An 11,930-nucleotide genomic window follows, 5' to 3' on the forward strand; every position below is an offset into this window, starting at 1 on the left:
ATATAAAAAGGCCTCATTAAGAGGCCTAATCAGAAATATTCAGATTCCGGCTGATAGCCAGCTTTTGTGGCAATCAACTCGGTTCTGGTGACAAGGGCAACACCTGCCCATCGAGCGCCTGATCACTATGGGATGGATAGTCCGGCACCGGCTCGCAGTAGGGAATCCGGCTTAGAACCGGTGCCTTGACCAGGGCGGCCAGCTGATCGGAGCGGCGCAGGCTGGCATCCGCCAGTTCGGCCACCAGCGCAAGACCGCAGCCGAGCCCCAGCCCGCCAACAATGCCCGCCAGCAGAAACAGCCAGAGCGGGTAGTTGCTCGGCTTGCTGGGGGCAAAGGGCTTGTCGATCACCTTGATCCGCTCCCCCTGCTCGAAGTTGCCCAGATCGCCGGTCACCTTGGCCTTCTCATAGCGCAGCAGCAAATCCTGATAGAGAGTGCGCTTGACCGCAAGATCCCGCTCCAGCTCGGCGAGCTGGCGCTCGGTATCCCCCTGGGAGTCGACCACCTTGTCCAGCCCATCCAGCTGGCTCTTCAAGCCGGCGGCGTTTTGCTCCGCCTCCGTCAGCTGCGTCTGGGCTAGCTGCCACTCGGGCCCGCGGGCCATATCCGGCTGGGATTTGAGCTGCTCGAACTCCTGCTGCAACTGGTCAATCTGATAGCGCAGACTCTGCACCTTGCTGTGCTCGTCGCTGTAGCGGGCCCGCAGCAACACCAGCTCGGTGCGCATCAGCTGCAGCTTCTCATCCAGCTGGCGGGCCAGCTGACTCTCCTGCCCCAGCGATAGCTGATCGACCCGGGCCTTGGCCTGCTGCAAGGTGATCAGGCTCTCGGCATAGCGCTCCTGCAAACCATAAAGACGGGCGACGTTGGTACTCTGCTGCTGGGGCAAGGCGCTGGCATGCTCCCGTTTAAAATCGGCGAGCAGCTGCTCGGCCGCTTGCAGTTCGCTGCGGCGGCTGTCGAGCTGGCTTTGCAGGAAACGTTCGGACGATTCCGCCGACTGGCGCCCCTTGCTGAGCAGGTTGAAGAAAAAGCGCCGCGAAATGGCTTCGAGCAAACCGGCGCTGTTGGCCGCCGAATCCGCCTTGACCTTTATCTCGATCACCTCATCGCCGATCAGCCGCAGCGAGACGGCACTCGAGAGCCAGTCCATGATGGCATCGCGCTGGGCTGGGGGGGTCTCATCATTGACCAGACCGCGATCCCGCGCCACCCCATCCAGTACATAACGGCTGCGCAGCAGGGCTTCAAGCACCGCAAAGCGATCTTTCAGGCTCTCCTGAGTGATCAGATCCTTGAGGGTCGGTGTCTGGTTGGCATCTTGCGGCACCATAAAGGTGGTGCGGCTCTCATACTCCTTGGGGGTGAGCAAGCCGACCGTCACGCCCACCAGCGGCATCACCAGTACCGGGATCACCAGCAGATAGCGACGGCGCCAGGCGGCAAAGAGAATGATGTAGAGGTTGTAATAGAACTGGACAGGCATGGCATCACTCCCTGAGAAAAGCGCTCCCCTCGCACGATGCAAAGGCAGTGCCACCAGAGGAGCTGATCGCCTCTGTGGGCAGATCGCAAGAGTGGTACAAGATTCGCATTCTCCCGCTATCCGGGGTGTTACCCCTTCCCTTGCCGGAGCGCGAACCATGTTGTCATCAACCCCGTCGCACAGACCCCATCCCCGCGGGAGCGCCAGCGCCAAGCCCATCGTGCAACCTGCCCTGCAACCTGTCGTACAAATCGTGCAGCACCTGCAGCCCGGCGGGCTGGAGACCATGGTGCTCAACCTCACTCAGGCAAGCCCGGCCGATCAGCCGGTGCATATCATCTCCCTTGAAGGGCGCAAAACGGATGTGCTAAACGCCTGGCCCGCCCTGCATCCCTTTGCTGGCAATATTCACTGTCTGGAAAAGCCTGCGGGCTGGTCGCTGGCGACCCTCTGGCGGCTCACCCGGCTGCTGCGCCAACTCAAGCCCATCGCGGTACATACCCACCATCTGGGGCCCATGCTCTATGGCGGCTTGGCCAGTCGGCTGGCCCGGGTGCCCACCCTAGTACACACCGAGCACGATGCCTGGTATCTCGATAACCCGCATCAGCGCACGCTGGCACTCTTGGGTGTGCGCATCTTGAAACCCGTTCTGGTGGCGGATGCCACTTTGGTCGCCAGTCAGCTGCAAGCCAAGCTTGGCCAACTGTCACCGACCGTCATTCCCAATGGCATTGATGAACAGCGCTTTGCGCCGGGCGCCATCAACCCCGCCCGCCATGAGTTGGGGCTGCCCCAAGAGGTCAAACTGATTGGCTGCGCCGCCCGCCTTGAGTCGGTCAAGGGTCACACTCTGCTGCTGGAGGCGATCCGCGCCCTGCCGGAGGAGGTGCATCTTGCGTTGGCTGGGGTCGGCAGTTTGCAAAATGCGTTGCAACAACAGTGTCAGCAACTGGGGATCGCCCATCGGGTCCATTTTCTGGGGCTGGTCGAAAACATGCCGCGCTTCTATCAGGGGCTGGATCTCTTCTGCCTCCCCTCGCTGGCGGAGGGGATGCCGCTTTGCGTGCTGGAAGCACAGGCCTGCGGGGTACCGGTGGTGATGAGCGATGTGGGGGCGGCCAGAGAGATCGTCTGCCAGGCCAGCGGCCATATCCTGTCGGAGCGGGATCCCGACCGCCTTGCCCAGCTTCTGGCACAAGGGTTGCTGCAGTGCCATAGCCTGCGTGCCGTCACCCGTGAGTTTGTGTGCCAGCAAAGCAGCTTGAGCCGGATGGCTCAGGCCTATCAGCAGCTTTACAGCCGCTGATCAAGCGACCCGATGACCAGAGGTGCATCCCATGGAATGGATCATGATCGTGTTCTGGCTGTGCGCTGTACTGGTGGTCTACCACCATGTCGGCTATCCCCTGCTGCTCAAATTCGGTGGTCGGCAGGCGCGCAAGGTAGCCAATCCACCGCGCCCTCTGGATCGAGGGTTCAAAGCAGACGCCACCGATGAGGCGCTGCCGACCATCACTTTGCTGATGCCGGTCTACAACGAGGCGGCGACCATCGCGGCCAAGCTGCAAAACCTCGCCAGCCTCGATTACCCCGCCGACAAGCTGTGGGTACATGTGCATTTCGACGGCTGCAGCGACAACAGTTACCCCATTGCGCTGAGCCAGCTCGGTGATCCCGCCCTGCAGCAGTTGCAGATCAGGCTGTTTGATCACCCCCGCAATCGCGGCAAGGTCGCCGTGCTCAACGAGGCCATGACCCGGGTGCACAGCGATCTGGTGGCCCTCACCGATGTCTCGGCCCTACTGCCCATCGACAGCCTGCTGCTGGCGGTCGCCCATTTTGCCGATCCCAAGGTAGGGGTGGTCGGGGAAGCATACCGGTTCTGGCAACCGGGCTCTCAGGGCGAGGAGAGTTACTGGCACTATCAAAGCCAGATCAAGCTCTGCGAGTCGGCCCTTGGCGGCATGCTGGGGGCCCATGGGGCCTTTTACATGATGCGCCGGGAGTGCCTCACCCCACTGGCCGCCGATACCATCAACGACGATTTCATCCTGCCGATGCAGGCCATCGCCAAGGGGTATCGGGCGGTCTATGACAATCGCTGCGCCGCACTGGAGCTGGAAGTTTCCGATGCCGCGCTGGAGGCGACACGGCGCAAGCGGATCGGGGCTGGCAACACCCAGCAGCTGTTGCGGTTGCTGCCCCTGCTGCACCCCAAGTTCGGCTGGGTTGCCTTCAACTTTGCCAGTGGCAAGGGGCTGCGGGTGTTGATGCCGCTCTGCCTGACCCTGCTGTGGCTCTGCGCCATCCCGCTGGCTACCCAATCTCTGCTGTTTCAGCTGCTGCTGGGGCTGCAACTGTTGGGGTATCTGCTGGTCATCCTGATCCAGCTGACCCCTGTCCACCCCTGGCCCAATCTGTTTCGCAAGATCCACTATCTGGTACTCGGACACTGGTACAACGGCATGGGCACCCTGCGCTACTGCCTGCGCGCCCCCATACGTTTCATGTCACAGGAGAAAGCCGTATGACACACCCCATTCCAAGATTGACCCTGGTGGTCAAACGCAGCATGGATCTGCTCGGTGCCACTCTTGGCCTGCTGCTGACGCTGCCGCTGTGGCCACTGATCATGCTGGCCATCCGGCTCGATAGCCCGGGGCCAGTGTTCTTTCGTCAGTTGCGGATCGGGCGCAGCCACGCCACCCATACCGAGCTCTTTTTCATGATCAAGTTTCGCACCATGCGCGCCGATGCCGAGGCGGCCACCGGGCCGGTCTGGTGTGGCAAGGGGGACAGCCGGATCACCCGCAGCGGCGACTTCCTGCGCAAAACCCGGCTCGATGAGCTGCCGCAGTTTATCAATGTGCTCAAAGGGGAGATGTCGCTGATCGGCCCCCGTCCGGAGCGACCCGGGATCGCCAACCGGCTGGAAGATGCGGTGCCGTACTTTATCGAACGCACCTATGAAGTGGCCCCCGGCATTACCGGTCTGGCACAGGTCAATCAGGGTTACGACGAGTCGCTGGATGATGTGCGCAGCAAGCTGGCGTTCGATCTGGCCTACTCGGTCGCCCTGCTCCACCCCTGGCGCTGGCTGGTGCAGGATGTGCATATCATCGGCAAGACGATCGCCATCATGGTTGGCAAGAAGGGGCGCTAATCCCGCCAATCTCAGCCACACCTCGAGACCATCAGGCCATTGTCACTGCAATGGCTTTTTTATGGCGCATCCTTGTGGTACGTCCGCGGTGATCACAGAGAAGTCAGCGACCTGATCGCCATCATCTGGCCTCATTCATCCAAAGGCCTGATGTCCGCTTGCCCCACCGCAGAAATCCGAGCGTTGCGTGATCACAGAAGCAATCCGCCTCCTGCTCCCTATAGCACCGGCACATAAAAAAATGAGTGGCCAGCGGCCACTCGTTTTGACAGGTTTCTCCGTGATTCAGGCGCCGTAGACGGCCAGAATATCGGTCACTCTGTTGTTGACGCTATACCCGCGGGCTATGGTGTTGCGGGCCGCCTGACTCATTTTGCTGCGCACCACCCCATCGCTGCGCAGCCAGTAGTTGACCAGCTCCGCCATATCCCTCACATGGCCGGGCTCCACCAGCCAGCCATTGGATTTATGGTCGATCAGATTGACCAGGCCCCCCACCGCAAAGGTACAAACCGGTATGCCGTGAGCCATCGCCTCCAAGGCCACCAGCGGTAGTCCTTCAAAGCGGGAGGTGATGCAGAGCAGGTCGATGTTGTGCCACTCATTGGCCATGTTCTGGAAACCATGAAGTTGGACGCGATCACCATACTGCTGCAACAAGCCGCTTTTCATGGGGCCATCCCCGTAGAGATGAAACGCTCCGTCCGGGCAGAAGGCGGCCAGCTGGCAGAACGCCTCCGGCCCCTTTTCCGGCGAGAGGCGGCCGACAAATGCAATCCGGTTGCCAGTTACCGATGCAGGCGTTGCAGGCATAGGCACAAAGTTGCTGATCACCGTGCTTGGCACTGGCAATTTGCGAGCGATGGGCTCGCTCACTGCAATACACTTCGCAAAACGCGCTGTGGTGCGATCCAGCCAGCTGTAAAACTTCAGCAAACCTTCCCCGTCATCCCCACTGTGAAAGGTCGAAACCACCGATTTACCGGTGAACCAGGCCGTCAGCCGCCCCAGCACCCCGGCCTTGTAGCCGTGGGTATGGATCAGCACAGAGGCTGGCTGGCGGGCCAGACGGCGCATAAAATCGCGGCTGTTTTGGCACACCTCGTAGGGCAAGCCCTGTTGTTTGAGCAGGGTCGTAAAGGGGGTCATACCGTGGTTGCTCACCAGCACTATGGTGGGGCGAAATCCCCTGGCCAGCAGATCGTTGGCCAAGTGGATAATGTGAACTTCTATTCCACCGACCTGACGCGCATCGATGGCCAGCCAGATCTGCTGCATGGGTAACATAGGCACCTCCTCCCGTGGCTCCATGCCACCTGAAATGAGGCGCTGCATAGAGCGGGCCAGTCAGGCAAAGAGGGGCTGGATCAGGCGCCGGGACAGGCGACCAGCAGGAGGGTCATGTCATCGAGGGCGGCATCATTGACGCGCTCATCAAACCAGCGGGCGATGCGATGAGCCAGTTGCTCAAGACCGGGCCCCGAAGTCAGGCAGATCTCCTTGAGCTGCGACTCCCAGCGCTGGCGCTCTGCGGCATCACGGCTATCGAGCAGACCGTCGGTCCAGAACAGCAGGATCTCGCCGGGCTTGAGCTGACGCTCATTGGTCACGAAGTGGGGATCCGGGCGCAAACCGGGCAAGGGGCCGGTCACGCCGACCTGACGGATGGTGCCGGGCCCAACCAGCCAGGGCGCCGGGTGGCCCGCGCTGGCCCACTGCACCCGCCCCTCGTTGCCGAGTTCAATGCAGAGGGTGGTGAGCAGGGTAGCCCCAAGGAGCGGATCACTGTGAACCGCATTGGACAAGATGGTCAGCAAACGGGCGGGGGCGCGCTCCAGATCGTGCGCCGTCAGCAAACCGCGCAGATAACCGGCATAGGCATGGGCAAAGAACTTGGCTTCTGCATCGTGACCCATCACATCCCCGAGCCACAGCACCCGATCCTTGACCAGCAGAAAGTCCCCGCCCCCCACGGTGGCCGCGCGGGTTTGCAACGCCAGCTGGTATCCCCCTATGGAGGTGGCGGGCAATAACGGGCGCAGCGCCGAGGTCATGCGCTGATCCAGCTGTTCGCCCCATTGCGACTTGAGCTGCTGCGAGCGTTGCAGCACCCGCGAAACCGCCAGCAACAGGTCCTGCTTGGTGATGGGCTTGACCAGAAAGTCATCGATCCCCAGCGCCCCCGCCCGACTCTGGGTCCACTGATCCTGATGACCGGTCAGGAAGATAAAGGGCACCCCCTTCATCTTGGGATCCTTCATCAACTGCTGGCGCAGCCCAAAGCCATCGATCCCCTCCATCTCGATATCGGAGAGCACCAGCGCGGGGGGCTGCTTTCCAAGCGCCAGCAGGGCGGCATGGGAGTCGGCATAACTTTCAACCCGGTAGTGCTCATGGAGATAGGCGGTGAGCAGGGCACGCATCACCTTGTCATCGTCGATCACCGCGAGCACCGGCAGTTGGTTGACCGGGCCCTGCTGGCGAAGAGTCACGCGATTGCGCTCACCGTCGCGAGAGAAGTGCACCTCGGCAAACAGCTGGTGCACCAGCGCCAGCCCGTATCCCCCCTCCTGCAGCTCATCGGGTAACGGCGCGCTGGCAAGACCGGGTTGCGGGCCGCCATCATCCTCCAGTATCAGACTCAAGCCCGTTTCATCTTCTTTCAGCGTGAGCCAGAGCCGGGTCGCAGGAGGAGCTGTGTGTTTGACGCTATTGGTGGCCAGCTCACTGAAACAGAGCAGCCAGTTGGCTTGATCCTTTGGGGAGACCTGAAACAGGGAGAGTCCCTGTGCCAGCCGGTTGCGCAGTTCGCGCACCGCCTGCAGGGTTGCCGGAGCAGATCGCAACCAGTCATCCATATCGGGCCTCCATCAGCGAGCGATCAGATCCGGAAATTGAGCAAGGCGCTGCGCCGACACCAGCGCTTGAGCCATTCGGTCACCCGGTTACTGGGCAGCCGGTTGAGTTCGCGCAGGATCTCGCTGGCCAGCCCCGGGTTGAGTTTGTCGTTATAGACAGCGCCAACCAGATTGGCCTCGGCACGGGTCAGTTTATCCACCGCACTTTGTACCACGGTCGTCGGGGTCACCCCGGCCAATACCACCAGCAGCGCCCCTTCACAGGCCCCACACACCTGATCGGCCGGAATATTGCCCCGATTGAGGGCGGTGAGCGGCGAGGTATCGAAGATCACCACATCGTAATGCTCCAGCCAGCGAACCAGCAGCTGACGCAAGGTATCCTTGTTGCGAAAGGCCATCAGATCCTTGCCCGGCGCCGGGAGCAAGGACAAGGAGCGGCCAGTGGCCACAGGCTCGGGCACATCATTGGGACCCCAGGCAACCGCCGTGGCGCGGCCGGGGTGATAGAGATTGAGATCCACCAGCAGGGTGCGCAGCCCATCCGCCTCCGAGCGCCTTGCCAGCGCATCGCAGATGGAGCTCACCCCCTCTCCCCCTTCTGACGAGGTGACCGCCAGCGAGCGGATCCCCCGGGCGACCGTCGCCGCGTAGAGGGATTCGAGCTCCAGATATTGAATGGGGATGCTCATATCAAAGCGTCCCGACCAGGGCCACCACCGAAATCGTGGTCAAAATGTCGCGCATGCCATCCATGAAAATGGCCCAGTTGCTGCTCTTGCTGTCAGGGATAAAGACGGTGTCCCCTGCGCGCAGCACCGGTAACTGGCTAAAGTCGGGCTCTTTGGCAAAGCCGTCGAGATCGAAGCTGCGGGCCTGATCCCCCTGACCACTGGTGGCCATGTTGATCACCACAATCTTCTTGATATAGGCGCTGCTGGTCGGGCCCCCTGCCTCGGCCAGCAGATCCAACAGGGTCATGGAGGAGTCAAAGCGGTAGCGACCGGGACGGGCTATCGCTCCCAGCACCCGAATGGTGTTCTCCTTCGGCTCGTCGAGCCAGGGACGATTCTTCTCCGGCAGGTAGATGGAGTCGCCGGGCAGCACCTTGGGCAGCAAGGTTTCATCGCCGGTTTCAAAGTAGAGAGCAAGGTCGAGCTTGCTGACCCGCGCCGTGCTGCCACTGCGATGGGCGATACGCACATTGCGCAGATCCGCCGCCGCAGTCGGACCATCGGCGGCAGACAGGATGTCGATAAAGCCCATCTGCTCATTGAAGGCATAGCGACCGGGGGCTCCGACCTGACCGAAGATATAGATGGAACTGTCCGGTGACTGGCGCACCCACTGGGACTTGTTGTCACTGGGATCGGTGGGCAGCTCGGGGATCATGATGGTGAATCCGGCCCGGATCTTCGGCAGGCTGGCCAGCGCCCCGCCCTGATGAAGGAACTTGTCGAGATCAAACAGGGTCGGCGTGGCCTGCCCCCCTTCGGCGGTCAGGATCTGCACCTTGGCGATATCGGCCCGCTCGTTGGGTCCTCCGGCGTGGGCGATCAGATCCAGCAACGACATCTCGTCAGACCATTCATAGCGGCCCGGGATCCGCACCGCCCCCATCACCATCACCGCCCGTCCGGGTGCCACTTTCAACCAGGACTTCTCGTTGATATCGGTCTTTTCCGGCACAAAAATGGCATCACCGGGTTTGACTTGGGGAAGCGCCTTTTGCATCCCTTCGGTATAGGCCTGCAAGTCGATGGGTTCGATCGTGCCATCGGTGCGCAGCAAACGGATCTGGCGACTCTCGGCATAGCGGGTCGGGCCGCCGGCATTGGCCAGAATATCGAGGAAGGAGTCCCCTTCCCGCCCCTCATAGGCGCCGGGTTTGAACACCTCGCCCATGATGTAGATGGTGCGCGCTCCCCGTTTTATCTGCTCTTCATCCTTGGGCACGAAGATGGTGGCGCCCGGCGCCAGATTAGGGAGCAGCTTGTTGTTGCCGGAGTCGAGATAGGCTTTGAGATCGAACAGTTCGGGGGCATCACCATTGATCACCCGGATCCGCTCCACCCCGGCAAAGCGGGTCACCCCACCGGCTCGCATCAGCAGATCCACGATAGAGTTGCCGCTCTTGAAACTGAAGGCGCCGGGGCTGTTGACCTCGCCAAATACCTTGATCGCCTTGCCGGTATCGCCATCCCCACCTGCCGCCAGGGTCGCCGCATCAAAATCGATCTGCACGTTGCCGATCAAAGGCGATGCGGGCACGAACACCACATCGAGGGATTGCAATGGCGGCAACACGCTGGCATCGCCGGTATCGAGATAACGCTTGTAGTCGAAGCTAGAGACCGTGCTGCCACGCCGCACCTGCATATTGTTGAGCTGGGCACCGGGCACCAGACCGCCAGCGGCATCGAGGGCCATCTGCACGTTGCCATCGGGCGCCAGATCATAACTGCCGGGTTTTTTGACATAGCCCATCACGCTGATCAGCAGCCGCTTCTCCAGCAAGGTGACGGTCAATTGAGAGAGGTTGTTGTAAACAGGTTTGAGGGCAGTGCGGATCAGCTCATCCGCCTGTTGCAGGGTCTTTCCCCCCACCACGACGTTGCCGACCTCAGGCAGTGCAATCTCCCCCTGCTTGTTGATCTGGAAAGGCTGATCAAAAGCAGGCTCACCGGGTTGCACTATTGCCAACCGATCACCGGGAGCCAATAAGGTGGAGGCCAGTAACGGGCAGGTGAACAACAGCAAGAGAACACAGATCAATCCTTCGAGAGCGCCCCGTTTCATAGACATCCTTTTCGTCTGTTACGTCTGCCCCCATTGGCGTAAGGGGAGCCCTGACCAATCAGCACGACAGCCATCCGCTGTTGTCTGTTGCAGCCGCAAACGTACTTGTTGTAGTGATTGTGCCAACACGGTCTGACGCCAGGCTACATCCGACCAGAGCCGTCCGTGCATATCCCGTTCGATATCAATACGTTGAGATTGTAGTCGTTTCAACTCGGCAGGCATACACCCCTGCAGACTCGCTTGCTTTAATTCCGTCAGCTGCAAGTCGAGTTCCTTCTGACGCTCATCATAACGAGACCAAACCCGCCGTTCATCCTCATTGACCGGAATACGGGTGGGTCTTGCCTCGGCCATGCCGCCATATCCCTCCGGCGGCCACTGCGCGCAACCCGACAGCAGAATGGATGAGAGCAGGATACCAAAGCGTTTCATGATGCAGCGGCCATCATGCCACGGGAGCGCATATAGGCCTTGATGCTCTCATGGCAGGGGATCACCCGATCGATATGCAGCATCTCCAGCAGGTCATGAGGTTGACCGGGTCCACAGACAAGGGCCATCTGATGCCCGTTCATAATCAATCTTTTATAGAGAAATACCAAGGCTCCGATCCCCGACGAGTCGATAAAATGAACATCGCTGATATCGGCCAGGATATCTCCCGGGTGGGTCGAGAGGGTTTCAAACAACGGGCGGAGCTCACTGACGGCCATCGCGTCAAACTCGTTTTCCAGTACCACTACCTGGATATCATTAAGGGTGTAAGTCATGCTTTCCATCGCTAGCTCCTTGTCGATTCTCAGACTATTTGCTGTCACGGCATTCAGCACGTTGCAAATGTTATGCCGGGCAGTGCCACGGCTCTTGTTCTCCAAATGATACTCTTTGCGCCTTATTCACCGACACCCACTCCTCGTTTTGATTGCCAAATTGCAATTAACCTCCCCCGAACGTTGCAAACTGCAATTCACCTTGGCCGAGATCGCCCGATAACAGGCTAAATGGCTGATAATTCAAGCCCATTAGACTGGGCCCGATTATTGCTTGCCTTTGGACACACTTCACAAGCCACCGTTGGCTCGGCCCCCATGCCGCCATTTTCCAGGAAGGAGAGATCATGAAAGCAGGCCTTTACATCGCACCACTGCTGGCAGCCCTTTGCGGCACCGCATACGCAGCCCCCTCCCCTGACAGTGCCGTGTTGAAGGTTGAAGGCGCCATCAGCAGCCCCACTCATCAGGCTCTGGCCCTGTGGGACAGCGCCATGCTGGATCAACTGCCGGTACACGAAATCAAAACCCATACCCCCTGGTATGACGAAGCCAAGACCTTTCGCGGCCCGCTGCTGCAAGATGTATTGGCCAAGGTCGGGGCAACCGGCAAACAGCTCACCATTACCGCGCTCAATGACTACTCGGTACAGGTGCCGACAAGCGATGCCGAGCAGTATCGGGTCATCCTCGCCCGCACGATCAATGGCAAGCCACTGTCGGTGCGTGACAAAGGGCCGCTGTTCCTTGTCTATCCGTTCGATCAATATCCCGAACTGCAAAACAAGCTCTATTACGGTCGGGCTATCTGGCAGATCAGTGCGATAAAAGTGGAGTAGATCCCA

At 60.4% G+C, this 11,930-nt stretch carries 11 protein-coding genes; 4 read left to right on the forward strand and 7 right to left on the reverse strand.

The window, feature by feature from the left end:
• Positions 1-73: 73 nt before the first annotated feature.
• Positions 74-1,489: a GumC family protein gene (locus G5154_RS02080; RefSeq protein ID WP_421250224.1), complete on the reverse strand. Its 1,416-nt coding sequence runs from the start codon at positions 1,487-1,489 to the stop codon at positions 74-76.
• Positions 1,490-1,646: 157 nt separating this feature from the next.
• Here G5154_RS02080 and G5154_RS02085 point away from each other — a divergent pair, with 157 nt between their 5' ends.
• The 3 genes from G5154_RS02085 to G5154_RS02095 are packed head-to-tail and all read left to right on the forward strand — an operon-like array spanning position 1,647 to position 4,655.
• Positions 1,647-2,798: a glycosyltransferase gene (locus G5154_RS02085; RefSeq protein ID WP_421250225.1), complete on the forward strand. Its 1,152-nt coding sequence runs from the start codon at positions 1,647-1,649 to the stop codon at positions 2,796-2,798.
• 31 nt (positions 2,799-2,829) lie between these two features.
• Positions 2,830-4,023 (forward strand): glycosyltransferase family 2 protein, encoded by a 1,194-nt coding sequence (locus G5154_RS02090; protein WP_042010803.1) that lies wholly within the window; start codon positions 2,830-2,832, stop codon positions 4,021-4,023.
• Positions 4,020-4,655 (forward strand): sugar transferase, encoded by a 636-nt coding sequence (locus tag G5154_RS02095; protein ID WP_005333398.1) that lies wholly within the window; start codon positions 4,020-4,022, stop codon positions 4,653-4,655. The genes G5154_RS02090 and G5154_RS02095 overlap by 4 nt, the downstream gene beginning before the upstream one ends.
• Before the next feature lie 285 nt (positions 4,656-4,940).
• On the opposite strand, the gene G5154_RS02100 is transcribed toward G5154_RS02095, so the two are convergent.
• The 6 genes from G5154_RS02100 to G5154_RS02125 all read right to left on the reverse strand — a co-directional run bounded on the left by G5154_RS02100 (position 4,941) and on the right by G5154_RS02125 (position 11,094).
• Positions 4,941-5,942 carry a glycosyltransferase family 4 protein gene (locus tag G5154_RS02100; protein WP_421250226.1) on the reverse strand — a complete coding sequence of 334 codons (1,002 nt, stop codon included), beginning with the start codon at positions 5,940-5,942 and terminating at the stop codon, positions 4,941-4,943.
• Positions 5,943-6,022: 80 nt separating this feature from the next.
• Positions 6,023-7,513, reverse strand: coding sequence for a SpoIIE family protein phosphatase (locus tag G5154_RS02105; RefSeq protein ID WP_421250227.1), 1,491 nt, complete (start codon positions 7,511-7,513; stop codon positions 6,023-6,025).
• 23 nt (positions 7,514-7,536) lie between these two features.
• Positions 7,537-8,205: a tyrosine-protein kinase family protein gene (locus G5154_RS02110; protein ID WP_076493047.1), complete on the reverse strand. Its 669-nt coding sequence runs from the start codon at positions 8,203-8,205 to the stop codon at positions 7,537-7,539.
• Position 8,206: 1 nt separating this feature from the next.
• Positions 8,207-10,312: an SLBB domain-containing protein gene (locus G5154_RS02115; protein WP_005360128.1), complete on the reverse strand. Its 2,106-nt coding sequence runs from the start codon at positions 10,310-10,312 to the stop codon at positions 8,207-8,209.
• An 18-nt stretch (positions 10,313-10,330) separates the two neighbouring features.
• Positions 10,331-10,747, reverse strand: coding sequence for a hypothetical protein (locus G5154_RS02120; RefSeq protein WP_005351415.1), 417 nt, complete (start codon positions 10,745-10,747; stop codon positions 10,331-10,333).
• Entirely contained in the window at positions 10,744-11,094 is a 351-nt protein-coding gene (locus G5154_RS02125; protein WP_005333409.1) for an STAS domain-containing protein, read from the reverse strand. The genes G5154_RS02120 and G5154_RS02125 overlap by 4 nt, the downstream gene beginning before the upstream one ends.
• A 338-nt stretch (positions 11,095-11,432) precedes the next feature.
• On the opposite strand from G5154_RS02125, the gene G5154_RS02130 reads away from it, so the two are divergent.
• Positions 11,433-11,924 (forward strand): molybdopterin-dependent oxidoreductase, encoded by a 492-nt coding sequence (locus G5154_RS02130; protein ID WP_005351410.1) that lies wholly within the window; start codon positions 11,433-11,435, stop codon positions 11,922-11,924.
• Positions 11,925-11,930 lie beyond the last annotated feature (6 nt).

The sequence above is a fragment of the Aeromonas sp. 600527 genome (assembly GCF_049175415.1).
Classification (GTDB): domain Bacteria; phylum Pseudomonadota; class Gammaproteobacteria; order Enterobacterales; family Aeromonadaceae; genus Aeromonas; species Aeromonas veronii_A.